Origin of the sequence: Pseudomonas sp. NFX71, from assembly GCF_048079215.1 — a bacterium.
Lineage (GTDB): Bacteria > Pseudomonadota > Gammaproteobacteria > Pseudomonadales > Pseudomonadaceae > Aquipseudomonas > Aquipseudomonas fluorescens_B.
On record NZ_CP182230.1, the window covers coordinates 15001 to 37867 of the forward strand.

Annotated in this window: 27 protein-coding genes and 2 pseudogenes; 19 read left to right on the forward strand and 10 right to left on the reverse strand. The window is 60.8% G+C overall.

The genetic code is table 11. The annotated features are described in order from the left end of the window. Positions 1-157 precede the first annotated feature (157 nt). Entirely contained in the window at positions 158-1045 is an 888-nt protein-coding gene (rhtA, locus tag ACM1ZW_RS00075) for a threonine/homoserine exporter RhtA (protein WP_017339935.1), read from the forward strand. Positions 1046-1215: 170 nt separating this feature from the next. Then, entirely contained in the window at positions 1216-1497 is a 282-nt protein-coding gene (locus ACM1ZW_RS00080; protein ID WP_414879304.1) for a hypothetical protein, read from the forward strand. Between the two features lie 15 nt (positions 1498-1512). Here the strand turns inward: ACM1ZW_RS00080 and ACM1ZW_RS00085 are convergent, their stop codons facing one another. Beyond that, the gene (locus ACM1ZW_RS00085) at positions 1513-2073 is read right to left on the reverse strand and encodes a TetR/AcrR family transcriptional regulator (RefSeq protein ID WP_416739979.1); all 561 of its coding nucleotides are present in this window, start codon (positions 2071-2073) and stop codon (positions 1513-1515) included. 92 nt (positions 2074-2165) lie between these two features. Between ACM1ZW_RS00085 and ACM1ZW_RS00090 the strand changes: the two genes are divergently transcribed. Both ACM1ZW_RS00090 and ACM1ZW_RS00095 read left to right on the forward strand, forming a co-directional pair. Continuing rightward, positions 2166-2894, forward strand: coding sequence for an SDR family oxidoreductase (locus tag ACM1ZW_RS00090; RefSeq protein ID WP_017339938.1), 729 nt, complete (start codon positions 2166-2168; stop codon positions 2892-2894). 36 nt (positions 2895-2930) lie between these two features. Then, positions 2931-3521 carry a 2-hydroxychromene-2-carboxylate isomerase gene (locus ACM1ZW_RS00095; RefSeq protein WP_414885084.1) on the forward strand — a complete coding sequence of 197 codons (591 nt, stop codon included), beginning with the start codon at positions 2931-2933 and terminating at the stop codon, positions 3519-3521. Here ACM1ZW_RS00095 and ACM1ZW_RS00100 read toward each other — a convergent pair. Further along, a complete protein-coding gene (locus ACM1ZW_RS00100; RefSeq protein ID WP_416739980.1) occupies positions 3518-4516 on the reverse strand; it encodes a zinc-dependent alcohol dehydrogenase family protein in 999 nt (332 codons plus the stop codon). The genes ACM1ZW_RS00095 and ACM1ZW_RS00100 overlap by 4 nt on opposite strands. Positions 4517-4620: 104 nt before the next feature. Between ACM1ZW_RS00100 and ACM1ZW_RS00105 the strand changes: the two genes are divergently transcribed. Further along, on the forward strand, positions 4621-5541 hold the full coding sequence (locus ACM1ZW_RS00105) for a LysR family transcriptional regulator (protein WP_414879300.1): 921 nt from the start codon (positions 4621-4623) through the stop codon (positions 5539-5541). Here the strand turns inward: ACM1ZW_RS00105 and ACM1ZW_RS00110 are convergent. The 5 genes from ACM1ZW_RS00110 to ACM1ZW_RS00130 all read right to left on the reverse strand — a co-directional run bounded on the left by ACM1ZW_RS00110 (position 5534) and on the right by ACM1ZW_RS00130 (position 9913). Beyond that, positions 5534-7342, reverse strand: coding sequence for an aminopeptidase P family protein (locus ACM1ZW_RS00110; RefSeq protein ID WP_416739981.1), 1809 nt, complete (start codon positions 7340-7342; stop codon positions 5534-5536). The two genes, ACM1ZW_RS00105 and ACM1ZW_RS00110, sit on opposite strands and share 8 nt — an antisense overlap. 65 nt (positions 7343-7407) lie before the next feature. Then, the gene (locus ACM1ZW_RS00115; RefSeq protein WP_414879298.1) at positions 7408-8565 is read right to left on the reverse strand and encodes a cysteine desulfurase family protein; all 1158 of its coding nucleotides are present in this window, start codon (positions 8563-8565) and stop codon (positions 7408-7410) included. Positions 8566-8725: 160 nt separating this feature from the next. Then, positions 8726-9340: a LysE family translocator gene (locus tag ACM1ZW_RS00120; RefSeq protein ID WP_414885089.1), complete on the reverse strand. Its 615-nt coding sequence runs from the start codon at positions 9338-9340 to the stop codon at positions 8726-8728. Positions 9341-9438: 98 nt separating this feature from the next. Beyond that, on the reverse strand, positions 9439-9708 hold the full coding sequence (locus ACM1ZW_RS00125) for a hypothetical protein (RefSeq protein ID WP_414879296.1): 270 nt from the start codon (positions 9706-9708) through the stop codon (positions 9439-9441). A 70-nt stretch (positions 9709-9778) separates the two neighbouring features. After that, positions 9779-9913: a hypothetical protein gene (locus ACM1ZW_RS00130; RefSeq protein WP_416740868.1), complete on the reverse strand. Its 135-nt coding sequence runs from the start codon at positions 9911-9913 to the stop codon at positions 9779-9781. A 17-nt stretch (positions 9914-9930) separates the two neighbouring features. Between ACM1ZW_RS00130 and ACM1ZW_RS00135 the strand changes: the two are divergent. Further along, positions 9931-10049 (forward strand): annotated as a pseudogene (locus tag ACM1ZW_RS00135) (alkanesulfonate monooxygenase); the annotation flags it as partial. A 183-nt stretch (positions 10050-10232) separates the two neighbouring features. Further along, positions 10233-10343 (forward strand): annotated as a pseudogene (locus tag ACM1ZW_RS00140) (sigma-54-dependent Fis family transcriptional regulator); the annotation flags it as partial. Here the strand turns inward: ACM1ZW_RS00140 and ACM1ZW_RS00145 are convergent. Further along, positions 10343-10708 carry an antibiotic biosynthesis monooxygenase gene (locus ACM1ZW_RS00145; protein ID WP_017339947.1) on the reverse strand — a complete coding sequence of 122 codons (366 nt, stop codon included), beginning with the start codon at positions 10706-10708 and terminating at the stop codon, positions 10343-10345. The pseudogene ACM1ZW_RS00140 and the gene ACM1ZW_RS00145 sit on opposite strands and share 1 nt — an antisense overlap. Positions 10709-10803: 95 nt before the next feature. Between ACM1ZW_RS00145 and soxR the strand changes: the two genes are divergently transcribed. The 4 genes from soxR to ACM1ZW_RS00165 all read left to right on the forward strand — a co-directional run bounded on the left by soxR (position 10804) and on the right by ACM1ZW_RS00165 (position 14061). Further along, positions 10804-11271: a redox-sensitive transcriptional activator SoxR gene (soxR, locus tag ACM1ZW_RS00150; protein ID WP_017339948.1), complete on the forward strand. Its 468-nt coding sequence runs from the start codon at positions 10804-10806 to the stop codon at positions 11269-11271. Positions 11272-11519: 248 nt separating this feature from the next. After that, positions 11520-11978, forward strand: a complete 459-nt coding sequence (locus tag ACM1ZW_RS00155) for a VOC family protein (RefSeq protein ID WP_017339949.1) — start codon at positions 11520-11522, stop codon at positions 11976-11978. Positions 11979-12216: 238 nt separating this feature from the next. After that, a complete protein-coding gene (locus tag ACM1ZW_RS00160; RefSeq protein WP_416739982.1) occupies positions 12217-13092 on the forward strand; it encodes an alpha/beta fold hydrolase in 876 nt (291 codons plus the stop codon). 18 nt (positions 13093-13110) lie between these two features. Next, the gene (locus ACM1ZW_RS00165; protein ID WP_017339951.1) at positions 13111-14061 is read left to right on the forward strand and encodes a LysR substrate-binding domain-containing protein; all 951 of its coding nucleotides are present in this window, start codon (positions 13111-13113) and stop codon (positions 14059-14061) included. Positions 14062-14122: 61 nt separating this feature from the next. Here the strand turns inward: ACM1ZW_RS00165 and leuD are convergent, their stop codons facing one another. Next, positions 14123-14737: a 3-isopropylmalate dehydratase small subunit gene (leuD, locus tag ACM1ZW_RS00170; RefSeq protein WP_017339952.1), complete on the reverse strand. Its 615-nt coding sequence runs from the start codon at positions 14735-14737 to the stop codon at positions 14123-14125. Continuing rightward, entirely contained in the window at positions 14734-16155 is a 1422-nt protein-coding gene (leuC, locus tag ACM1ZW_RS00175) for a 3-isopropylmalate dehydratase large subunit (RefSeq protein ID WP_414879291.1), read from the reverse strand. The genes leuD and leuC overlap by 4 nt, the downstream gene beginning before the upstream one ends. Before the next feature lie 338 nt (positions 16156-16493). On the opposite strand from leuC, the gene ACM1ZW_RS00180 reads away from it, so the two are divergent. Genes ACM1ZW_RS00180 through ACM1ZW_RS00215 form a run of 8 tightly spaced genes read left to right on the forward strand, consistent with a single transcriptional unit; the run spans position 16494 to position 22727 of the window. Beyond that, complete coding sequence (locus tag ACM1ZW_RS00180; RefSeq protein WP_416739983.1) at positions 16494-17696, forward strand: PepSY-associated TM helix domain-containing protein; 1203 nt, start codon at positions 16494-16496, stop codon at positions 17694-17696. After that, positions 17693-18235 carry a thiamine pyrophosphate-binding protein gene (locus tag ACM1ZW_RS00185; RefSeq protein WP_414885095.1) on the forward strand — a complete coding sequence of 181 codons (543 nt, stop codon included), beginning with the start codon at positions 17693-17695 and terminating at the stop codon, positions 18233-18235. The genes ACM1ZW_RS00180 and ACM1ZW_RS00185 overlap by 4 nt, the downstream gene beginning before the upstream one ends. After that, positions 18232-18561 carry a hypothetical protein gene (locus ACM1ZW_RS00190; protein ID WP_414879288.1) on the forward strand — a complete coding sequence of 110 codons (330 nt, stop codon included), beginning with the start codon at positions 18232-18234 and terminating at the stop codon, positions 18559-18561. Before ACM1ZW_RS00185 ends, ACM1ZW_RS00190 begins: the two co-directional genes overlap by 4 nt. Next, complete coding sequence (locus tag ACM1ZW_RS00195; protein WP_414879287.1) at positions 18558-19130, forward strand: DUF6162 family protein; 573 nt, start codon at positions 18558-18560, stop codon at positions 19128-19130. The genes ACM1ZW_RS00190 and ACM1ZW_RS00195 overlap by 4 nt, the downstream gene beginning before the upstream one ends. Positions 19131-19165: 35 nt before the next feature. After that, positions 19166-20092, forward strand: a complete 927-nt coding sequence (locus tag ACM1ZW_RS00200) for a metal ABC transporter substrate-binding protein (protein ID WP_416739984.1) — start codon at positions 19166-19168, stop codon at positions 20090-20092. Next, the gene (locus ACM1ZW_RS00205) at positions 20089-20925 is read left to right on the forward strand and encodes a metal ABC transporter ATP-binding protein (RefSeq protein ID WP_416739985.1); all 837 of its coding nucleotides are present in this window, start codon (positions 20089-20091) and stop codon (positions 20923-20925) included. Before ACM1ZW_RS00200 ends, ACM1ZW_RS00205 begins: the two co-directional genes overlap by 4 nt. Next, on the forward strand, positions 20925-21824 hold the full coding sequence (locus tag ACM1ZW_RS00210) for a metal ABC transporter permease (protein WP_017339960.1): 900 nt from the start codon (positions 20925-20927) through the stop codon (positions 21822-21824). The genes ACM1ZW_RS00205 and ACM1ZW_RS00210 overlap by 1 nt, the downstream gene beginning before the upstream one ends. Next, a complete protein-coding gene (locus ACM1ZW_RS00215; protein WP_414879285.1) occupies positions 21825-22727 on the forward strand; it encodes a metal ABC transporter substrate-binding protein in 903 nt (300 codons plus the stop codon). It abuts the gene before it with no gap. Positions 22728-22867 lie beyond the last annotated feature (140 nt).

The window sequence follows — 22867 nt, forward strand, 5'->3', positions numbered from 1 at the left end:
TAGACTTCCAGAATCTGCCGTCAACCCCTGATTTGGCTTTTCTATCACGATGTTCAAAATCACCGCTTATATATAGACGCGGCCGCCTTGAATGCGCAGTATATTGCCCAATACACGATACAACTCTTTCGCTCCCTGCCTTGGACGATGCCACGCAATGAATGACCAGCCTCGCAGCCTTGCCTCGACCCTGTTCTCGGTGGGCCTGCTATTAATAGCAATGGCGTCGATCCAGTCCGGAGCTTCCCTGGCCAAAAGCATGTTTCCTGTTATCGGCGCTCAAGGAACGACTACCCTGCGATTGATCTTCGCCAGCCTGATCATGATCGTGCTTCTGCGTCCGTGGCGAGCGAAGCTCACCACAAAATCCCTGCGTACCGTCATCGTTTACGGAATGGCGCTGGGCGGCATGAACTTCCTCTTCTATATGTCCTTGCGCACCGTTCCTCTGGGCATTGCGGTAGCGCTGGAGTTCACCGGCCCCTTGGCTGTCGCCATCTATGCCTCGCGTCGAGCGATCGACTTTTTGTGGATCGCCTTGGCCGCCGTCGGATTGCTGCTGTTGATACCGACAGGAGCAACCAGTGCCAGTCTTGATCTCCTCGGAGCGGGCTATGCCCTGGGCGCCGGTGTCTGCTGGGCGCTATATATCCTCTTCGGCCAGAAGGCCGGTGCCGATAACGGCGTGCAGACTGCTGCACTGGGGGTGATGATCGCCGCGCTGTTCGTCGCGCCTATCGGCATTGTTCATGCGGGTGCCGCGCTGTTGACGCCGTCGTTGATTCCTGTGGCCATCGGCGTTGCCATCCTTTCCACTGCCCTGCCCTATACGCTGGAGATGGTCGCCCTGACCCGAATGCCGGCCCGCACGTTCGGTACGCTGATGAGTATTGAACCTGCCTTCGGCGCATTGTCAGGCTTGCTGTTCCTTCATGAGTTCCTCTCACTGTCACAGTGGATGGCTATTCTGTGCATCATTCTGGCTTCCGTCGGCGCGACCATGACCATGGGAAGCGCCGCCAAGCCCGCCGTCGCGGCGGATTGATACAGGATTTGACGAAACTCTGGTATTTACCGCGCATTTAGGCCATGTTTAGGCCCGCAACCCAATGTCGGACATGGACTTTTCAGGATAGGGATATCAGAAACGCTTCGAACGAAAGCGAGTGCAGCCAGACCCGGGCACAAAGATCCGGGGACGCTTTAAGGACAGCAATGAAACGAATTTTGATACTCATCGCCGCACTTGCAGTTGCGGGCTGCGCGGCGACTTCGGAAACCCATATCAAACGTGGCAAGAAAGGGCTGCATGTCAACTGCTCCGGACTGTCGTCATCCTGGGACAAGTGCTACACCAGCGCCGCCAATTCGTGTGCGCCGAAGGGCTACAAAGTCATCGCCAAGTCAGGGGATGGCGTGGAAGAACCAGGCGATTATCCGTTTGGCCTCAATCCTGCCGGCTATACAAGCCGCAGCATGATCGTGATCTGCAAATAGGTTGATGCCGTCGCTTCAGGTTCGTGGGCTTGCGATCTGACGGCCAATCTCATCGTAACTGGACTTCAACACCGTGCGCTGGATCTCTGGAGTGGCCAACATTCGCGCCACCACCAATGCTCCAATGCATTGCGACAGAATGGCCCAGGCCAGGCTGTCGCTCTCCAGTATCTGCGCCCAACTCTCATGAAGCCGACAAATCCATTTCTCCGCCTGCTGGCGAATCATCACGTCTGAACGGGCAATTTCCGCGCCCAGTGCCGGTAACGCACAACCGGATTCCGGATGTTCGACATGGGACATGCTCAGGTAGTGCTTCAGGCAGCGTTCGAGCCTGTCACGGTCCTGATCGGCCCCCAGGCGTTCCAGGCTTTGACCCAGCTCCTTCTCGACGATTGAAGCGAACAGTTCATCCTTCGACGAAAAATGGCTGTAGAACGCTCCGCCACTCAAGCCAATAGCTTTCATCAGGGCATCGACGCCGACCGTAGAGAAACCGGACTTCTTCGCCGACACCGCACTGCTTTCCAGCAGCTTCTCCCTGGTTTCCAGTTTATGACTGGCCGAGTAACGCATTGCCTTCCCCTCAGGATTGATCGTCTTGACGCCTGCCCGATCGTAGCATAACGTTCGTTTAGTTAACGATCGTTTAGCAAAGGGAACTACCCATGAATAACAAGAAGGTCGTACTGGTAGTCGGCGCGGGTGATGCCACGGGTGGCGCTATCGCCAAACGTTTTGCGCAAGAAGGTTTCGTCGCGTGCGTTACCCGGCGCAGTGCAGAAAAACTCCAGCCGCTGGTGGACGCCATCAACGCTGTTGGCGGTGAAGCCCATGGTTTTGCCTGCGATGCACGCAAGGAAGAGGACGTGATCGCGCTGGTCGAACAGATTGAAAGCCAGATCGGTCCCATCGAGGCTTTTGTGTTCAATATCGGCGCCAACGTGCCGTGCAGCATTCTCGAAGAAACGGCGCGCAAGTATTTCAAGATCTGGGAAATGGCCTGTTTCTCAGGCTTTCTCAATGCCCGTGAAGTGGCCAAGCGCATGGCCAAGCGTCAACGGGGCACGATCCTGTTCACCGGTGCTACCGCCGGCATGCGTGGCGCGGCAGGTTTCGCGGCGTTCGCCGGCGCCAAGCATGGCATTCGCGCGCTGGCCCAGAGCATGGCCCGCGAACTGGGGCCGATGAACATTCACGTTGCTCACGTCGTCGTCGACGGCGCCATCGATACCGATTTCATTCGCGATGCTTTTCCCGAGAAGTATGCGACCAAGGATCAGGACGGCATCCTCAACCCTGAACACATTGCCGAGAATTACTGGTACCTGCACAGTCAGCCTCGTGACGCCTGGACCTTTGAGCTGGACCTGCGCCCCTGGAACGAACGCTGGTAAGCCCTCCCCTACAACAATAATCAGAGAGCATCGACCATGAGCAAAACCGTGGAGTTCTATTTCGACCTTGGCAGCCCCGCCACCTACCTGGCTTACACCCAACTGCCGAAAATCTGTGCGCAGACCGACAGTCAGCTGAACTATATTCCGATCCTGCTGGGCGGGGTCTTCAAGGCCACAGGCAACGCCTCACCCGCGACCATTCCGGCCAAGGGCGCCTATATGTTTCAGGACCTTGATCGTTACGCCAGACGCTACGGCGTGCCGCTGAAGTTCAATCCGAACTTTCCCATCAATACACTCATGCTGATGCGCGCAGTCACAGGCATGCAACTGCGCCATCCGGAACGCTTCCAGGCTTTTATCGACTGCCTGTTCCAGGCGATTTGGGTTGAAGGGCGCAACCTCGATGACTTGGCGACCGTCGCCACCGTGCTGACGCAAAATGGTTTTGATCCAACCGAAGTGCTGGCTTTGACGGCTGACGAAGAGGTCAAAACCGCGCTCAAGAACAACACCGAGAAAGCCGTGCAACGCGGTGTGTTCGGCGCACCCAGCATGTTTGTCGATAACCAGCTGTTCTTCGGCCAGGATCGACTGGACTTCGTCCTTGAAGCCCTGGCTTAAATCTCGATGACCAACCGCCCCTGAGCCCCTCCCGAGACGAGCAACTCATGGGCAGCCTCGGCCGTTTCCAGTGTGAACGTCCGAGGATCCATCAAGGGCATCAGCTTGCCCGCCTCTATCAACCGCGCCGTTTCTCGAAGAATCTCCCCGTGATGCTCGCGCCCGACACCGGTGAGCAAGGGCAACAACGTGAACACGCCAGAGTACGTTGCCCCGCGAAACGAAAGAGGCGCCAGACTGTGCTGCCCCCAGCCAAGGCAGCTCAACACATGACCGTGATAAATCCGCGCGGCCTTGAAGGAGGCATCCAGGGTTTCGCCGCCTACCGTGTCATAGACGATATCGAAGCCCTCCCCATCCGTATGCTGCGCTACATATTCCTCAACCGAAGACTGGCGGTAATCGATAAACGTCGCACCGTAACCTTCGATGATTGCCTGATGCCTTGCAGAACCGGTCGCAAACACCTGAGCACCGAAGGCCCGGGCAATCTGTATCGCAACATGACCTACACCACCCGCCCCGCCGTGAATCAGCACCTTCTGGCCCTCCCGCACCCGCGCCCGATCCACCAGTCCTTCCCACGCAGTGATCAGCACCAGCGGCAACCCCGCCGCCTCACGCATGCTCAAATTGCCTGGCTTGCGCGCCAACAACCGGGCATCGACCGCTGCGTATTCCGCCAAAGAACCCTGCGCACCGCCAATGCCGGTGGCCATGGCATACACCTCATCGCCCGGCTGCCATCCGGTAACACCTGTCCCCACACCTTCAACGATTCCCGCCAGATCAATGCCCACTGTCGCCGGCAACGGCTGACGCGCATGAGCCGCCAGGCCTGCACGGATTTTCCCGTCCAGCGGGTTCACCCCGCTGGCTTTGATGCGGACCAGCACCTGCCCCGTTTCGGGCACCGGCCGTTGAATGGAAGCCAAGCGTAGCGGCGCATTAGCCGAGTCGACAATCAGAGCGCGCATTTCAGTTATGTCTGTCATTTCGCATATTCCCGTCAGAGGTGGCTGTGGGATAAATCCTCCTCCATCTCACTCATGCTGATAAGACGCTATATAGCTATAGTGATCATGCCTATTTAGCATCAATGAGAAACCCTGTGGATAAACTCACTGCAATGGCGATCTTCGTCCGGGTCGTCGAACGCGGCAGCTTTTCTGCCGTTGCCCGAGAGATGCAGACCAGCCAGCCCACCATCAGTAAAGTCTTGAAAGCGCTGGAAACCGAACTGGGTGGAAAACTGATTGCCCGCAGCACCCGTCAGCTTTCCCTGACCGATGAAGGTCAGCGTTACTACAACGAATGTCGACAAATCCTCGCGGCCGTCGATGCGGCGGAACACAGCTTCCAGTCCGGCAGAGAGCGCATCGCCGGTCACCTGCGCATCGGTTCCTCGGTGAGTTTCGGGCGCTTGCAGATTGCCCCGCGCCTGGCGGAATTTCTGAAACACCATCCCGGTATCGACATTGACCTGCAACTGAGTGATCAAAACCAGGACCTGGTCCGCGAAGGGCTGGATGTCACGTTCAGAATCGGCGAACTGCACGACAGCGGCCTGATCGCCCGCCACGTCGGCACCACGTATCGAGTGACCGTCGCAGCGCCGGACTACCTCAAGCAACACGGCGAACCGCGATCACCGGAAGAACTGAGCGGGCACAACTGCCTGCAGTTCAACCTGCTGAACAGCCAGAACCTGTGGGTTTATGAGAAAGATGCCCAGCGCCACGAAGTGCGGATCAAGGGCAACGCACAAAGCAACAACTCGGAGGCTATCCGCGAGATGGTGTTGGGGGGACTGGGGATTGCGCTGTCGCCGGTGTGGTTGTTCAGCGAGGATCTGAAAACCGGGCGAGTGACGGCGATTCTGCCGGACTACGTTGCGCAGTCGCTGCCGATCCATGCCGTGTCCCCGGCGAATCGTCGCCAATCCGCCAGGGTCAAAGCCTTTGTCGACTATATGAGTCAAGCGCTGGAAGCAGCGCCTGAACTCAGGCCGATCAGATAGCGGCGGTTCGAGTGTTCAACCACTCAAGCGCTCCGCCGTCGAGCAACGGGCTCAAGCGCTCGCGCACTTCGGCGTGATACGCGTTGAACCATTGTTTTTCGTCCGCCGTCAGCAGCGACGGCTCGAGGCAACGGGTGTCGATCGGGCACAGGGTCAGGGTTTCGAATTTCAGGAACTCACCGAACTCGCTCTTGCCCGCTTCACGGTTCAACACCAGGTTCTCGATCCGCACACCCCAGCGGCCCGGACGGTAAGTGCCCGGTTCGATGGAGGTGATCATGCCCGGCTGCATCGCGGTTTGCGGTGCCGCCGCGGCTTGATAGGCAATGACTTGCGGGCCTTCGTGAACGTTGAGGAAGTAGCCCACGCCGTGCCCGGTGCCGTGACCGTAATCGACGCTTTCCGCCCAGATTGGCGCACGGGCGATGGAATCCAGCAACGGCGACAAGATACCCCGAGGGAATTGCGCACGGGACAATGCAATCACACCTTTCAACACGCGGGTGCAATCGCGCTTCTGCTCATCCGTCGGCGTACCGACCGGTACCATCCGCGTGATGTCGGTGGTGCCGCCCAGGTATTGGCCGCCGGAGTCGATCAGCAACAGACCGTCGCCTTCGATCACCGCATGCTCTTCTTCGGTGGCGTGGTAATGCGGCATCGCACCATTGGCGTTGAACGCGGCAATGGTGTTGAAACTCAGCGACACATAGTCCGGACGACGGGTACGCGCAGCGGTCAGGTGTTCGTCGATGGTCAGCTCGGTGATGCGCTCGCGGCCCCACGCCGACTCCAGCCAGGCGAAGAATTCGCACAGCGCCGCACCATCCTGTTCCATGGCCTTGCGGATGTGCTCGGCATCGGCCAGGCTTTTCTGCGATTTGGCCAGTGTCGTCGGGTTCAGGCCTTCAACCAGTTTTACACCGCTGTCCAGGTTGTCCAGCAGGCCAGCCGTGACACGCGCCGGATCGACTTGCAGGCTCGCGCCGCTCGGTACCGCGCGCAACGCGTCGGCCACTTCACTGTAGTCGCGCAGGGTTACGCCGTCCTGTTCGAGGATCGCGCGTAGCTCGGCGCTGACTTTGCCCAGCGCCACGAACAGGGTGGCCTGTTGCTGGCTGATCAGCGCAAATGAAACGAATACCGGATTGAACGACACATCGCCGCCGCGCAGGTTGAACAGCCAGGCGATGTCGTCGAGGGTGGCGATGAAATGCCAATCGGCGCCCCGCTCTTTCAACACCTCGCGCAGGTTGGCGAGTTTTTCGCCACGGCTGACCGTCGCCTGAGGCGGCAGGTGCTGATAGATCGGCTCGTTCGGCAGCGTCGGACGATCGCTCCAGACTTGGCTCAACAGATCGATGTCGGTACGCAGTCGGGCGCCGCGCTCTTCGAGTTTGCCCCCCAGCGTACGCGCCGAAGCCACGGCCATCACCGCACCGTCCACCGCGACGACACCGCCTTCAGGGGTTTGCTCGGCCAGCCAGTCCAGCGGGCCTGGTTGCCCCGGTTGCAGCTTGACCAGCTCAATGCCGCTGCCCTTGAGCTCTTTGGTCGCTTGCTCCCAATAACGGCTGTCCGCCCAGACGCCGGCGAAATCCGGCGTCACGATCAGCGTGCCGACCGAGCCGTGAAAACCCGACAACCATTGCCGCCCTTGCCAGTAACCGGGCAGATATTCAGACAGGTGCGGATCGGCCGACGGCACCAGCAGGGCATGGATACCCAACCGGCTCATCAGCTCGCGGGTGTGCGCCAGGCGCTCGGGCACCGATCCATTGATCGAAGGCTGCGTACTCATCGTGTCTCCTGCTAATCACTTCATCATTATTGTTGAGTGCCGATCTCAGTCGGCGCGTAAAAGCGCTACTGCCAGAATGCCGGAGCACTGGTGCAGGCGGCTGTGATCAGATGTACCGCCTGGTCGATATCCTGTTCGGTGGTAAACCGGCCCAGGCTCAGGCGAATGGTGCGACTTGCCGAACGAGCGTCATGCCCCAGGGCCAGCAGCACGTGGGATGGCGTATTACTGGCGGAGTTGCAGGCCGAAGTCGCGGAAAAGGCGATCGAGGCGCTCAATGCCGCCGGGTTGAAATCGCCTTCGTTGAAGGTCAGGCTCAGGGTATGGGGAATGCGCTGGGTGGCGCTGCCGTTGAGGCGAACGCCGGGAATGGTCAGCAACGGTTCCAGCAGGCGTTCACGCAGACGCGCGATCCTGGTTTTCTCTTCATCGAACAGTTGCGCCGCCAACGCGAAGGCCTCGCCCATGGCGGCAATCTGATGAGTCGCCAACGTACCGGAGCGCAAACCGCCCTCGTGGCCGCCGCCGTGAATCTGCGCCTGTAAACGCGGCTGCGCGCGAGGACCGACATACAACGCGCCGATGCCTTTGGGGCCGTAGATCTTGTGCGCCGAAAACGACATCAGGTCCACCGGCAACCGCGTCAGGTCAATCGCCACTTTCCCTGCGCCCTGAGCGGCGTCGACATGGAACAACGCATCGCGGGCACGCACCACTTCGCCGATGGCCGCGATGTCATTGACCGTGCCCAGCTCGTTGTTGACCAGCATCAGCGACACCAGGAAGGTGTCCTCGCGCATCGCCTCGCTGACGGCTTGCGCGGTGATCAGACCTTCCTCGTCCGGCACCAGATACGTCACTGCGACGCCCGCGTCCTGCAACTGCTTCGCCGTGTCGAGAATCGCCTTGTGTTCAATCTGGCTGGTGATGACATGGCCACCGGATACGCCCCGGGCCTGGGCCACGCCCTTGAGGGCGAGGTTGTTCGATTCGGTGGCGCCGGAGGTCCAGACGATCTGATTTGCTTGCGCGCCGACCAGTTCTGCCACCTGCTGCCGCGCCTGCTCGACCGTTTGCCGGGCCTGCTGGCCGAACGCGTGGGAGCTGGACGCCGGGTTGCCGAAGTTACCGGAAAAACCCAGACACTCGACCATGACCACGATGACCCGCTCATCCACCGGCGTGGTGGCGGCGTAGTCGAAATACAACGGACGTTTATTCATAAAAGACTCGCAGAGCTTGTTCCGGGATCAGTGCTGGGAACCAGTCAACCAGCAATACCTGATCGGATGCGTAATAGAAGTACGACTTCATTGAAAAGTGCGTAGGAACGCTCCTGAAGTCGAGCTTAACAGGCATCGGGCAACCGGATGAAGCAATGCGTCAGCTAAAGCTTTCGAGCAACAACGGATACAGCGAAACCACCAGCAGCGCGGCCATGCCCCAGTTGAACAGGCGCAACCAGCGACGGTCCTTGAGCACGTTGCGCAACAACGTGCCGCACGCCGCCCAGACACCGACGCTCGGCAGGTTGATCAGGGCGAAGACCGCTGCAATCACAAGCACATTGGTGAAATAGCCCTGCATCGGCGTGTAGGTGCTGATCGCACCGATGGCCATGATCCACGCCTTGGGATTGACCCACTGGAAAGCTGCGGCGCCGAGGTAACTGATGGGTTGGCTCTCCCCCTGCCCGCCGTCGGACACCGGCCCGGAATGCGCGATTTTCCACGCCAGGTACAACAAATACGCGGCTCCAACGTAACGCAAAACGGTATAGAACAACGGATAGGTTTGAAACACTGCGCCCAGGCCGAAACCGACTGCCACGACGAGCACGAAGAAGCCGCAGGTAATCCCAAGCATATGGGGAATGGTGCGGTTAAAGCCGAAGTTCACGCCCGATGCCAGCAACATGGTGTTGTTCGGGCCGGGAGTGATGGAGGTGACGAGGGCAAACAGGGCAAAACCCAGCAGCAGGTCGAGCGAGAGCGTCATGAGCGGCAGTCCATCAGGGTCAGTCAGGTATTGACCCTATCGCACACCCTGAAGGAAACCCATGGACAGTTGGGTGAAACTTCGAGCGGTACAGTCGCTCAGCTTGGACGGCCGTGAAGCTGAACGGCACGCTCGGCGTTCATCTCGCCTTGCTTGTCAAAACTGAAGGTCTTCTGCGGTTCGCCGAGCAATTCGGCTTTTTTCGCGTGGTATTCGTCGAAGGACAAACCGCGACGATTCAACGCCTCCAGCGCCAGTTCCCTGCTTTCTTCAGCAGTGTAGGGCCGCAATTCCGGGGAAACATGGCTGGCACATCCGGCGAGAACGGAGACCGCAAGCAGCAAGAAAGTGGTGAGTAGGGTTTTCATGATGTGGCGTCCTGGCATCTGGGTTCGGGTCAATGAACACAGGCTACCCCCGCCTCTCGATGGGCAGAAATCAACGCTTTCGATAGTGGCTATCGACTTTGCCTGATGACCTACCGTCCAGGTCGAAGTTACCGACGAATTCCTGAAGATCCGGCGCCGTGTGCTGCAAGGCGAAGCCGTGGATTTCGAAGGCAAACACTCGCAAGTGAAGAACGCCATTGCGTTATTCCGTTGTTGCCTGAACCGTACGCCAGCCTGGCCGGCCGCGGTGTCACCAACCTCACCGGCCGTTTGGCGAATCGATCGCCAATGACGTGCTGCCCGCCAAAGCCACGGCCTGAAACGATGTGGCGAGGGAGCTTGCTCCCGCTGGGCTGCGGTGCAGTCCCATAACAGGCCCGCACGTTTTTTCTCAAAGACCGCGTCAACCTGTTTACGACTGCTGCGCAGCCGAGCGGGAGCAAGCTCCCTCGCCACCCCCAAGAGGTTTGTGTTGAATTAACTGAGGAACCCCGCGTGACAGCTTGAGCCGTAACGTGACGCGCATACGACTGATCAAGATCGGCGAACTGGCGGCGAACAAGCGCCGACCGACCGAAAACGTGCAGGACGAGCGTCTGATGCACTTGTCGATTCAACCCACCAGATTGCAGTGCAACGCGTCATCGTGGCTACGTTCCAGACTGTGCAGCACCTGGAACGAGCCGAAGGTCACGGTTTTCGCCTGATGGGCGCGAATCAGCTGCCAGAAATCCTGCTCGCCGCTTTCAAAACTTTGAAACGCCGCTTCCCCCGCCTCGCGAGATTGCCATTGCAGGTAATTGAGCACCCGCCGGCCATCGTCGCTGGCCTGGATACTGGCGCTCAGAAATCCGCTGTAGCCTTGGGCCAGACGTTCGGTCTGCTTCGATAACGCCGACACCAATGCAGGTTGCTGATGGGGTTCGATCTCGAATTCGATCAACTGGGTGAAGCTGCGATTTTTCTCTGGCGCTTGCATGAAAAGTCCCCACTGACGTGTAAGACGGATCTTGCGATCCGAAGGCCTGCAGGGTAAAACCTCGAGTTAACTAGAGGTCAAGAGGCATTTTTCAAATGATCACCTCGGAAAACCTGCATAAGGAACTTACCGTCGGCCAATTGGCCGCCCGTAGCGGCGTGGCGGTCACGGCGCTGCATTTCTATGAAGCCAGGGGGCTGATCAAAAGCAATCGCAATCAGGGCAACCAGCGGCGCTATCCACGGGAAGTGTTGCGGCGGGTGGCGTTGATCAAGGTGGCGCAGCGGTTGGGGATTCCGTTGGCAGAGATTGGTGAGGCATTGAAAACCCTGCCGGATAACCGGGCGCCGACGGCGGCGGACTGGAAGGTGTTGTCGGCGCAGTGGAGTCGGGAGCTTGATGAGCGGATCAATCAACTGACCTTGCTGCGGGACAAGCTCAACGGTTGTATCGGCTGTGGGTGTTTATCGATGGAGGCGTGTCCGTTGCGTAATTTTGGGGATGTGCTTGGGGAACAGGGACCGGGGGCGCAGCTGTTGGAATCGGGGGTTGATCCTGAATAGCGGCGCGGCTATCGCGGGCTTGCCCGCGATGGCGATCCGAGCATTCTGTTGCTTCACTGTTGAAGGCTGAACAGTGGCGTTGTTATGCCCTGCACCGGTAGGAGCTGCCGCAGGCTGCGATCTTTTGATCTTGGTGTGGGCGCGACCGACGAAGGGTCAGGATCAAAAGATCGCAGCCTGCGGCAGCTCCTACTATCTTTGTAGGCTCGCGACAGCTTTATCCCATAACGAAATCAGGGAGACTGATCATGAGCGTCAAACCCATTCCAGAGGGTTATCACAGCATCACCCCGTATCTGGGGATCCAGAAAGCGGCGGAAGCCATCGAGTTCTACAAGAAAGCCTTCGGCGCCACTGAAGTCATGCGCCTGTCCATGCCCGACGGCGGCATCGGTCACGCCGAACTGCGCATCGGCGATTGCCCGATCATGCTCGGCACGCCGTGCGATCAGGGGCCGTTGAGCAATCCGGACAAGTCACCGTCCGTGGGCTTGCACCTGTATGTGAACGATGTGGACGCGTCTTACAAACAGGCAATTGCAGCGGGCGGCACGGTGGTGTCCGAGGTCAAGGATCAGTTTTATGGCGACCGTTCGGGGACCTTGAAGGATCCTTATGGGCATCTGTGGTTTCTGGCCACGCGCAAGGAGGATCTGACCCAGGAGCAGATCGAGCAGCGGGCGAAGGAGATGTTTCAGCAGGGTTGAGCGCTTTGGTGCCTGCCCCGGCCTCATCGCGGGCCAGCTCGCTGCCACAGGGTCCTGTGTCGTAGGAAAAATGGCGAACGACACAACACCGGTGGGAGCGTGGCTCGCCCGCGATGAGGCCATCAGCCACACCACACCGCCCTCGAACACACTTCATGAACAAGCCCACCACGCTTTGCGCCTTGCCCTCCCCGCCCAACACTTTCAGGATGCAGGCAACTACAACAAGGAGACCTCCATGTTCGCCGGATTCCTCAAAGACCAGCGCCACGTCAACGGTGTCGACATTGCCTACCGCGTCGGCGGCAGCGGGCCGGGCCTGCTGTTGCTGCACGGCCACCCGCAGACTCACGTCATCTGGCACAAGGTCGCCGAACAACTGGCCGAGCACTTCACCGTAGTCGCCGCCGACCTGCGCGGTTACGGCGACAGTGCCAGACCGCCGGCCGACGATCACCATACCCCTTACTCCAAACGCGAGATGGCCAAGGATGCCGTGGCGCTGATGAACGCCATGGGCTTCGATCGGTTTTCGGTTCTGGCCCACGACCGCGGCGCCCGCGTGGCCCATCGCCTGGCGCTGGATCATCCGGACGCGGTGCAACGCATGGTGCTGCTCGACATCGCCCCCACGCTGTCGATGTACGCACAAACCAACGAAGCCTTTGCCCGCGCCTACTGGCACTGGTTCTTCCTGATCCGCCCGGCGCCGTTGCCGGAAACCCTGCTTGAAGCCGACCCCGAAGCCTATTTGCGCAGCGTGATGGGCAGTCGCAGCGCCGGACTCAAACCCTTCACCGCCGAAGCCTTTGGCGAATACCTGCGTTGCCTGAAACTGCCGGGCTCGGCGCGCGGGATCTGCGAGGATTACCGTGCCAGTGCCAGCATCGACCTGGAGCATGACCGCGTCGACCTCGACGCCGGCCATCATCTGAACCTGCCGTTGCTGGTGTTGTGGGGCGCCGAAGGCACGGTCGGGCGCTGTTTCGAACCGCTCAAGGAATGGCAACTCGTCGCCACCGATGTGCGCGGCAAAGCGCTGCCCGCCGGTCATTACATCGCCGAAGAAGCGCCGGAACTGTTGCTCGCCGAAGTGCTGGGTTTCCTGCGCTGACACCCGCGTCGCGCTGCTATGCTGGCGGCTCATGCCGCCAGTGCCCGTTCTGTCATGACCACCAAGAAAGACACCGTGCCCCTTCCCGAAGACCTGCGTGTATTCCTCACCGTCGTGCGCAAAAGCGGTTTCGCCGCGGCCGCCGATGAGCTGGGCCTGTCGCCCGCCTACGTCAGCAAGCGCATCCAGATTCTCGAAACCACCCTAGGCACGCGCCTGCTGCACCGCACCAGTCGCCGCATTGCCCTGACCGAGGACGGCGAGCGCGTGCAGCGCTGGGCGTTGCGCATTCTCGATGACTTCCAGCAACTGCACGACGAACTCTCCGACGCCCACGACAGCCCTCGCGGGCGTTTGCATCTGTGCAGCAGTTTCGGTTTCGGCCGTCACCACGTGGCGCCGGCCGTGTCGTTGCTGGCCGAGCGATATCCGGACCTGGAGATTCGCCTCGACCTGTTCGACCGGGTGGTGGACATCGTCAGTGAAGGCTTCGATCTGGAGATTCGTGTCGGCGACGACATTCCCGGTCAGCACATCGGCCGGCGCCTGGTGAGTAATCGGAGGGTGGTGTGTGCGGCCCCCGATTATCTGCAGCGCCAGGGTGTACCGCAGACGTTAGGCGAACTGGAGCAGCATCATTGCCTGGTGATCAAGGAGCGGGACAACGCGTTCGGCATCTGGAACCTGGAACGCAACGGGGTGCAAGAAAGCGTGCGGGTCAGCGGACCGTTGTCGTCCAATAACGGCGAGATTGTCTTGCAGTGGGCACTGGACGGGCGCGGCGTGGTGCTGCGGTCATTGTGGGATGTGAAACCCTTGCTGGATCAAGGGAGGTTGGTGCAGTTGCTGCCCGAGTACAGTCAGAGCGCCAACGTCTGGGCGGTGTACCCGACGCGACTGGCATACTCGGGAAAGTTGCGGGCGTGCGTGGAGTTTTTACAGGCGCATTTCGAGGGGTTGTCGGTGTAGCCGAGCCAACACAATTCTAATGTGGGAGCGGGTTTGCCCGCTCCCACATTTTGATCTGCGTTTAGCTTAACCAGGGATTGGCGGCCAGGTGTTTTAGTTCGAAGGCTTTGATCTGCTCGCTGCGCTGCAAGGTGCTGCCGATGGCGTCGAGGCCGAGCAACAGCGCGGTTTTACGCAGAGTGTCGATGTCGAACAGAATGACCTCGCCGTCGTGGAGGCGAATCTCCTGCGCCTGCAGATCAACACTGATCTGCGCCCCCTCAGGCTGACTGACAACCCGGCCGAGCCGCTGCAACACCGACTCATCGAGGGTAATCAACAACACGCCGTTGCGCTGACAGTTGTCATAAAAGATCCCGGCAAAACTGCTGCCGATCAGCGCGCGGATGCCCATCTGCTTCAAGCCCCAGACGGCATGTTCCCGGCTCGACCCACAACCGAAATTCGGCCCGACCACCATGAAACTCGCGCCCTGCCACGCCGGTTGATTGAGCACGAACTCGGGGTTGGGTTGACCATCCGGCAAAAACCGCAAATCAAAAAACAACCCTCGATCCAGCCCGGCGCGGTCGATGCCCTTGAGAAACTGCTTGGGCATGATTACGTCGGTGTCGATATTGGCCGCCAGCATCGGCGCAGCCTTGCCGCTGACGTGGGTGAACGGCTGCAGGCTCATGCGCGGTCTCCAAAGTGGCGGATGTCGGTCAGGCGGCCGGTAATCGCGGCAGCGGCGACCATCGCCGGGCTCATCAAATGCGTGCGGGCGCCAGCGCCCTGGCGGCCTTCGAAATTGCGGTTGGTGCTGGACGCGCAGCGGTCGCCCGGCGCCAGCACGTCGTCGTTCATGGCCAGGCACATCGAGCAGCCGGACTGACGCCACTCGAACCCGGCTTCGATGAAGATCGCCGCCAGGCCTTCGGCTTCCGCCTGATTGCGCACTTCGGTGGAGCCCGGCACGATCATCGCCCGCACGTGCCCGGCGACGCGTTTGCCACGCACCACGCTGGCGGCATCGCGCAGGTCTTCGATGCGCGCATTGGTGCAGGAACCGATGAAGGCGTGACTGATGACAATGTCGCTCAGCGCCATCCCGGCTTCCAGGCCCATGTAGTTCAGGGCGCGGCGCATGTCCTGGCGCAGGATCAGGTCGCTGACGTCTTGCGGGTCCGGCACGCGGGCGCCGATCGGTGATGCCTGGTCCGGGCTGGTGCCCCAGGTGACCATCGGCTCCAGCGCGCTGGCGTCGAGAAACACTTCACGGTCGAACTGCGCATCGGCGTCGCTGTGCAGGACGCGCCATTGTTCAACCGCCTGGTCCCACAACGCACCTTTGGGCGCACGGGGTTTGTCCTTGAGGTAAGCGAAGACTTTTTCATCTGGCGCCATGAATGCGCCACGCGCCCCGGCCTCCACCGCCATGTTGCAGATGGTCATGCGCGCCTCGACGCTCAGCGCATCGATGGTCGAACCGCAAAACTCGATGGCATAGCCGGTGGCCCCGGAAGCGCCGATCTGGCCAATCAGCGCCATGATCACGTCCTTGGACGTCAGCCCCGGTGCCAGTTCACCGTCCACCGTCACGCGCAAGCTTTTCAGCCGTTTGTAGACCAGGGTCTGGGACGCCAGCAGGTGTTCGATTTCCGAAGTGCCGATGCCGAAACCGAACGCGCCGAGGGCGCCGTACGTGGTGGTGTGGCTGTCGCCCGCGGCAATCACCATACCCGGCAGGATGAATCCCTGCTCCGGGGCAATGACGTGTTCGATGCCCTGGCGCTTGTCGAGGATGTCGAGCAATTCGATGCCGAAGTCCCGGCAGTTTTCCGCCAGGTACGACACCTGCCGCGCCCCACCGGCGTCCGGCATGGCGGCCACGCGATTCGGTGCCGTGGGGTTGACGTGATCGACCACCGCCAGCGCGGTGCCGGCACGCCAGACTCCGCGCCTGGCCTCGCGCAGACCGCTGAATGCCTGGGGACTGGTGTATTCGTTGATGACCTGGCGATCGATGTACAGCAGGACATGGCCCTGGTCATCGAGACGACACACCGTGTGGGAATCGATGTGTTTGTCGTAAAGGGTTCTTGCTGAAGTCATGGGATTGTTCGCTCAGGCTCGCGGGTTTCAGGCGTCTGCGCCCCATCTTAGGCAGTCGCCCCGCCCCATCAATGGCCGGAGAGTGATCCCGTGAACCATGTTTCGTGTTGGATCAAGGCAGCACAGCAATCTGAAATGAATGCAACGCCCCTGTGGGTTATGCGTTTTCAGCAATAGGAAACATTTACTTTCATATCCCGCTTCGGGATTTCTGATTCTCATTCGTCTTATATAGATGCAGTCGGTTCGCGTAGGCAAAAGCCACGACCGTACTTTTCATGGACCCCACGCTGGGAAGCCCGCAGCCAAGGCCCTCTCATCACTACAAGACCTTGATCATGTCGAAGAAGTCCCGCTCAAAACTCTGGTTTCTGGTCCATAGCTGGCTGGCACTGCCCATCTGGTTTTTTGTGCTGATCGTCTGTGTGACCGGCACGCTGGCGGTGATCAGCCAGGAAATCGTCTGGCTGGCCAACCCGCAGATGCGCGCCAGCCAACCCGAAGGTGATGCGCCGCTGCTGAGCTACGACCAGATTATCGCGGCGATCAAACAGGCCGAGCCGCAGATCCTGGTCGAAAGCATCAGCCGCCCCGACGAATCGCATTTCGCCCTGGACGTGGAAGTCACCTACCCCGACGGCCGTTCGGTGGTGGTTTACGTCAACCCGTACAGCGGCGTGATCCAGGGCACCGCCCCGCAATTCAACTTCAGGGCGTTCACCCGCGCCTTGCATGGCTGGTGGCTGGTGCCCTTCACCAACGGCTACAGCTGGGGCTGGTACCTGGTGTCGTTTCTCAGCCTGCCGCTGCTGGCTTCGCTGATTACCGGGCTGGTGGTCTACAAGCGCTTCTGGAAAGGTTTTCTGCGACCGACCCTGCGCATTCGGCACGGCGCGCGGATTTTCTGGGGCGACTTTCACCGCCTCAGCGGTATCTGGTCGATCTGGTTCATCGCGGTGATTTCCGTGACCAGCACCTGGTTCCTGATCGAAGCGTTCATGTTCGATAACCAGATCACCATTTCCACCGCCCCGGTGGCGCCCGTGGTTCCGAGGGAAAGCGTGCCCCTCACCGCCGATGGTTCGCCGGCACCGATGATCAGCCTGGAAACCGCGATTCGCGAAGCGAAGGAACGCATTCCCGGCCTTGAAGACAGCTTCGTCAGCCTGCCCGCCAATGCCTACAGTTACCTCTCGGTGGGCGGCCGCAGCTGGTATCCGCTGATGTTCCAGACCGCCGAGATCAACCCGTACACCGGCGACGTGGCCGTCACCCGCCTGCTCTCGGACCGCTCGGGGCTGGAGCTGGTGACCGAATCGATGCGTCCGTTGCACACCGGTGATTTCGGCGGGATCTGGATCAAGCTGATCTGGTTCTTCTTCGGTCTGCTCCTGAGCATGATGGTGCTCAGCGGCCTGCTGATCTGGACCAAGCGCACTGCCCTGGCCACCGCCAATGCCCTCAAGCGCAGCAACAGACGTCCTCGCGCAGCAGAGGCCGCTCAAGTGACGAGCCGCGACACCACGGAGGTCAGCCAATGAGCCTGTTCACCGCCGAAAAACCGGGGTCGAAACTGAGTCGCTTCTGGCACAAATGGCGCTTCCACATCAACGTTCTGCTGTTGCTGGTGCCACTGGGCTTCATGCCTAAATACTTCGCCGATGCCGCGCTGTTTCGCGGGGACACGGGCCTGGGTGAGCGGGAAATCGGGGACGTTCAGGTCGGGCCATGGAGCCTGCGCCTGGCGGAATTGCGCAACGAAGCACCGCGCCTCGATGGCCCTGCCGGGCACATGAAGAGCTTCAATGCGGCGTTGTGCGACAGCTGCCGCGAGCAGGTCAAGGCGACGTACCTGCGCATTGGCAAACCCCGCAGCCTGCGCGCCGCCGGGGTGATTTTCTTTGGCACGCCTTACCGCATGGGCGCCATGTTGCCGATTCCGGAAAAGACCAAGGCCGACGCCGAGCTGTGGATCACCATGGAAGGCTGGGACGGCGCGATGCATCAAGCGTCCATTCCGCTGAGCCAGGCATCCCCCGCCACCCTTGAGTGGCTGAACAAACAAGGAGGCAAACCATGAGCAACACCTTTCGCCCTCTCCACGCTGTTTTGCTGATGCTGTGCGCCGGTTTCAGCACCAGCGCCCTGGCCCACAACCCGATGTGCGAGTGCAAGGCCATCGACGCCGAGCAGATCCAGTGCACCGGCGGTTTCTCCGACGGCAGCGGCGCACCGGGGGTGACCCTCGATGTGATCGGCTACGACGAAACCATTCTGGTGCCGGGCAAGCTCGGTGCCGATTCCACAGTGACCTTCAAAAAGCCCAGCGCCGAGTTTTATGTGCTGTTCGACGCCGGCCCCGGCCACGTCGTCGAGATCGACCAAGCGGACATCGAGGCCCCATGAGTACGCCTACTACGCACGTCGTCCGCCCGGCCGGTGCCGGCCATGAAACCCTCTATGTGCTGCTGTTGTGCCTGATGATCCTGGCGGTCGCCGGCTCGGTGGTCGCCTGGCGCCATGAGTCCCAGGAAACCAGCAACGTCAGCAGCCATCAACTGGATGCCCGCCGCGACCTGAGCGCTTCCGAGCAAGGCATCTACGCCGATTTGCGGGTGACGCTGGACGAGATTCACCTGCTGCGCCAGGAACAGCAAACCCTGCCGACACCCGAAGCGCTTGCCGACGAGGGTTTTGCGCCGTTTGCCCAGGACGCCAGTTCCGTCAGCCGTGGCGCTCATGCCTGGCAATTGCTCGACGCCAAGGCGTATTTCGGCCAGAGCCAGGCGCCCGCCGTGGCCGGTTCGTTTCTGATGCGCCTGACCGCTGACGATGAGGCGCCAGACATCTGGCTCAATCGTGCCGCCGACCTCAAGGCCCCGACCGACCTCACCGACGCCGCGCTGGAAAGCGCTGGCTGGCGGCAGATCGTCGCGCAATTCGATGCCGGCGTGACCCGCCAGCACCGGCACTGAACCCTCGCCTTCACCCGAGAGAAGACCGCTTTCCCATGCCTATTTCATCTCAACGCTCTTTTTGGCGACCGCTGCTGGTCGGCCTGCTCGCCTGCCTGCTGATGCCCGTGGCCAGCGCCGACGAAGCCAAGCGCCTGCGCATCGGCATCACCCTGCACCCTTATTACAGCTACGTGGCCAACATCGTCGGCGACAAGGCCGAGGTGGTGCCGCTGATTCCAGCCGGTTTCAACCCCCATGCCTACGAACCCCGCGCCGAAGACATCAAGCGCATCAGCGGGCTGGACGTGGTCGTGCTCAACGGCGTCGGTCATGACGACTTCGCCGACCGCATGATCGCGGCCAGCGAAACGCCGAACGTGCCAGTGATCGAAGCCAACGAAAATGTGCCGCTGCTGGCCGCCACCGGTGTCGCCGCTCGCGGTGCCGGCAAGGTCGTGAACCCGCACACCTTCCTCTCGATCAGCGCGTCCATCGCCCAGGTCAACAACATCGCCCGCGAGCTGGGCAAGCTCGACCCGGACAACGCCAGGACCTACACCCAGAATGCCCGCGCCTACGGCAAACGCCTGCGGCAGATGCGCGCCGACGCCCTGGCGAAACTGACCCAGGCGCCGAACGCCGAGTTGCGGGTGGCCACGGTTCACGCGGCTTACGACTACCTGCTGCGCGAATTCGGCCTGGAAGTGACCGCGGTGGTCGAGCCCGCGCACGGCATCGAACCGAGCCCGAGCCAGTTGAAAAAGACCATTGATCAACTGCGCGAACTGGACGTGAAAGTGATCTTCTCGGAGATGGATTTCCCGTCCACCTACGTCGAGACCATCCAGCGTGAATCCGGGGTGAAGCTGTACCCGCTGTCGCACATTTCCTACGGTGAATACACCGCCGACAAGTATGAAAAGGAAATGACCGGCAACCTCAACACCGTGGTCCGGGCGATTCAGGAGTCTGGCGCATGACGGCTAAAGAAACGCTCAGCGAATCCCCTGTGGGAGCGAGCCTGCTCGCGAAAGCGTCAGGTCAGTCCGCACATTCGTTAAATGACACACCGCTTTCGCTGGCAAGCCAGCTCCCACAGGTTTCGGGACCAACCCTCGACTTTGCGGAAGTCAGCCTGACGCTGGGCCGCACGACGATCCTCGACAAGGTGACCTTCCAGGTCCAGCCCGGCAGCGTGCATGCGCTGGTCGGCCCCAACGGTGGCGGCAAGAGTTCGTTGATCAAGACCCTGCTCGGGCAAATGCCGCATCAGGGCCGCCTGAGCCTGCAGTGGCCGGGCGATCCCGGCACCATCGGCTACGTGCCGCAGGCGCTGGAATTCGATCGCGGGCTGCCGATGACCGTCGGCGATTTCATGGCCGCCATGTGTCAGCGGCGCCCGGCGTTTCTCGGGTTGAGCAAACATTACGCGACGGCGATCGGTGAGGCGTTGGAGCGGGTCGGCATGCAGGACAAACGCAAGCGGCGCATGGGCGCCTTGTCCGGTGGCGAGCGTCAGCGCGTGTTGCTGGCGCAGGGGCTGATCCCGGCACCGCAGTTGCTGGTGCTCGATGAACCGATGTCGGCCCTTGATGAGGCGGGCATTCAGGTGTTTGAACGGTTACTCGGCGACTGGCGCAAGAGCGGGATTACCGTGCTGTGGATCGAGCACGATCTGGAAGCGGTCGGGCGTCTGGCGGATCGCGTTACCGGGCTCAATCGCCGGGTCTTGTTTGATTCCACACCGAAGCAGGCACTGACCCCCGAAACATTGTTGACGCTGTTTTCAACCCATCCACGGAGCGCTGCCTGATGAGTTACGAAGCCTTTCGTTTGATGGTCCAGGGCTGGGCCTCTTCGGGTTATCTGCCTGAAGCGCTGGCCTACGGATTCGTGGTCAACGCCCTGCTCGCCGGTTTGCTGATCGGCCCGGTGCTCGGTGGTTTGGGCACGCTGGTGGTGGTCAAGCGCTTCGCGTTTTTTTCTGAAGCGGTGGGTCACGCCGCACTGACCGGTGTCGCCATCGGCATTCTGCTCGGCGAGCCCTACACCGGGCCTTATGGCAGCCTGTTCGGTTACTGCCTGTTGTTCGGCATTTTGCTCAACTACCTGCGCAACCGTACGGGTCTGGCGCCGGATACCTTGATCGGCGTGTTCCTGTCGGTGTCGTTGGCGCTGGGTGCGAGTCTGCTGCTGATCCTGGCGGGCAAGATCAATGTGCACATTCTGGAAAACGTGTTGTTCGGCTCGGTGCTGACGGTCAACGGCAATGATTTGCTGGTGTTGGCCATCGTCGGTTCGCTGGTCATGGCACTGGCGTTGCCGCTGTACAACCGCATCATGCTCGCCAGTTTCAACCCGCAACTGGCGGCGGTGCGCGGCGTGGCGGTGAAGACCCTGGATTACCTGTTCGTGATTCTGGTGACACTGATCACCGTGGCGGCGGTGAAAGTCATTGGTGCGATTCTGGTCGGTGCCCTGTTGGTGATTCCAGCAGCGGCGGCGCGGTTGCTCAGCCAGTCGCTGAAGGGGTTCTTTTGGTGCTCGGTCGTGATCGCTACGGTCAGTACGTTGTGCGGGATTCTTGCGCCGATTGTCTTCGACCTGCCTATCCCGTCCGGCGCCGCGATCATTCTGGTGGCCGGTATCGCCTTCGCCCTCGCCGCCATTGCGCGCGGTGTTGTCCCCAGTCTGAAAGGGAACCTTGGATAAATGTCATTTTCTCTGCGTCAACTGACCCTGGCCGTCGCCCTCTGCGGGCTGGTTAACACTTCGTTTGCGGCAGACAGCGCCAGGCCGTTGCATGTGCTGGCGTCCTTGCCGATCACTTACGGACTGGGCGAAGTGCTGCTCAAGGGCACCAACGTCAAGCTTGAACGTGCGGCGCCGGCGAACCTGCCCGGCAGCCGTCAGACCGCTTATTTCACCGGGCGTGGCGCGCCGGCGCTAGCGAAACTGGCGACGGACGCCGATGCAGTGATTGGTCTGCGTTCGTTGTGGGCGGATGACCCGCTGTACCCGATCTCACGGCGCAGCAACATTCGTATCGTCGAAGTCGATGCCGCACGCCCGGTGGACGGCGCCCTCCCCGGCATCGCCGTGCAGCCGGGCAACAAGGTCGATGGCTTGAACAGTCAACCGTGGTTTTCCAGCAACAATATGGGACGCATGGCGGATGTGATGGCGGCGGATCTGGTGCGCCTGGCGCCGGAGGCCAAGCCGAAAATCGAGGAGAACCTGGCGGCGCTCAAGCAACGCTTGCTCAAGTTCAGTGCCGACAGCGAAGCGCGGCTGGCCAGTGCCGACAACCTGAGTGTGATGTCCCTGAGCGATCATTTTGGCTATCTGATTGGTGGGCTCAACCTGGAGTTGATTGGGCTCGATGCGCGGCCGGATGCTGAGTGGACGCCCGAAGCGCTGAAGCAATTGGGCGAGACACTGAAGGACAATGAGGTGGCGGTGGTGCTGCATCATCGGCAGCCTTCGGAGGCGGTGAAAGCGGTGATTGATGAGGCCGGCAGCCGGTTGTTGGTGTTGAGTGTGGATGCGGCGGATCCGGTGGGTGAGCTGGAGGGGAATGTGGATTTGGTGATCAGGGCGTTGAGTGGGGTGTAGCCGGCGGTTTGCTAAGGCTCGCCATGCCCTCCTCCCGGTCCTGCCTGTCATTTGAAGCGTATGCGTTCCCCCTGTGGTAGCTAGCCTGCTAGCGATGGACGCTCACGATAACGCGTATTGTCTGAATGAACGCGTTGCCT

Bases quoted from the DNA above. Each gene is read 5' to 3' on its own strand.
- rhtA (WP_017339935.1), top strand. From the start codon at position 158: ATGAATGACCAGCCTCGCAGCCTTGCCTCGACCCTGTTCTCGGTGGGC.
- ACM1ZW_RS00080 (WP_414879304.1), top strand. From the start codon at position 1,216: ATGAAACGAATTTTGATACTCATCGCCGCACTTGCAGTTGCGGGCTGC.
- ACM1ZW_RS00085 (WP_416739979.1), bottom strand. From the start codon at position 2,073: ATGCGTTACTCGGCCAGTCATAAACTGGAAACCAGGGAGAAGCTGCTG.
- ACM1ZW_RS00090 (WP_017339938.1), top strand. From the start codon at position 2,166: ATGAATAACAAGAAGGTCGTACTGGTAGTCGGCGCGGGTGATGCCACG.
- ACM1ZW_RS00095 (WP_414885084.1), top strand. From the start codon at position 2,931: ATGAGCAAAACCGTGGAGTTCTATTTCGACCTTGGCAGCCCCGCCACC.
- ACM1ZW_RS00100 (WP_416739980.1), bottom strand. From the start codon at position 4,516: ATGACAGACATAACTGAAATGCGCGCTCTGATTGTCGACTCGGCTAAT.
- ACM1ZW_RS00105 (WP_414879300.1), top strand. From the start codon at position 4,621: ATGAGAAACCCTGTGGATAAACTCACTGCAATGGCGATCTTCGTCCGG.
- ACM1ZW_RS00110 (WP_416739981.1), bottom strand. From the start codon at position 7,342: ATGAGTACGCAGCCTTCGATCAATGGATCGGTGCCCGAGCGCCTGGCG.
- ACM1ZW_RS00115 (WP_414879298.1), bottom strand. From the start codon at position 8,565: ATGAATAAACGTCCGTTGTATTTCGACTACGCCGCCACCACGCCGGTG.
- ACM1ZW_RS00120 (WP_414885089.1), bottom strand. From the start codon at position 9,340: ATGACGCTCTCGCTCGACCTGCTGCTGGGTTTTGCCCTGTTTGCCCTC.
- ACM1ZW_RS00125 (WP_414879296.1), bottom strand. From the start codon at position 9,708: ATGAAAACCCTACTCACCACTTTCTTGCTGCTTGCGGTCTCCGTTCTC.
- ACM1ZW_RS00145 (WP_017339947.1), bottom strand. From the start codon at position 10,708: ATGCAAGCGCCAGAGAAAAATCGCAGCTTCACCCAGTTGATCGAATTC.
- soxR (WP_017339948.1), top strand. From the start codon at position 10,804: ATGATCACCTCGGAAAACCTGCATAAGGAACTTACCGTCGGCCAATTG.
- ACM1ZW_RS00155 (WP_017339949.1), top strand. From the start codon at position 11,520: ATGAGCGTCAAACCCATTCCAGAGGGTTATCACAGCATCACCCCGTAT.
- ACM1ZW_RS00160 (WP_416739982.1), top strand. From the start codon at position 12,217: ATGTTCGCCGGATTCCTCAAAGACCAGCGCCACGTCAACGGTGTCGAC.
- ACM1ZW_RS00165 (WP_017339951.1), top strand. From the start codon at position 13,111: ATGCTGGCGGCTCATGCCGCCAGTGCCCGTTCTGTCATGACCACCAAG.
- leuD (WP_017339952.1), bottom strand. From the start codon at position 14,737: ATGAGCCTGCAGCCGTTCACCCACGTCAGCGGCAAGGCTGCGCCGATG.
- leuC (WP_414879291.1), bottom strand. From the start codon at position 16,155: ATGACTTCAGCAAGAACCCTTTACGACAAACACATCGATTCCCACACG.
- ACM1ZW_RS00180 (WP_416739983.1), top strand. From the start codon at position 16,494: ATGTCGAAGAAGTCCCGCTCAAAACTCTGGTTTCTGGTCCATAGCTGG.
- ACM1ZW_RS00185 (WP_414885095.1), top strand. From the start codon at position 17,693: ATGAGCCTGTTCACCGCCGAAAAACCGGGGTCGAAACTGAGTCGCTTC.
- ACM1ZW_RS00190 (WP_414879288.1), top strand. From the start codon at position 18,232: ATGAGCAACACCTTTCGCCCTCTCCACGCTGTTTTGCTGATGCTGTGC.
- ACM1ZW_RS00195 (WP_414879287.1), top strand. From the start codon at position 18,558: ATGAGTACGCCTACTACGCACGTCGTCCGCCCGGCCGGTGCCGGCCAT.
- ACM1ZW_RS00200 (WP_416739984.1), top strand. From the start codon at position 19,166: ATGCCTATTTCATCTCAACGCTCTTTTTGGCGACCGCTGCTGGTCGGC.
- ACM1ZW_RS00205 (WP_416739985.1), top strand. From the start codon at position 20,089: ATGACGGCTAAAGAAACGCTCAGCGAATCCCCTGTGGGAGCGAGCCTG.
- ACM1ZW_RS00210 (WP_017339960.1), top strand. From the start codon at position 20,925: ATGAGTTACGAAGCCTTTCGTTTGATGGTCCAGGGCTGGGCCTCTTCG.
- ACM1ZW_RS00215 (WP_414879285.1), top strand. From the start codon at position 21,825: ATGTCATTTTCTCTGCGTCAACTGACCCTGGCCGTCGCCCTCTGCGGG.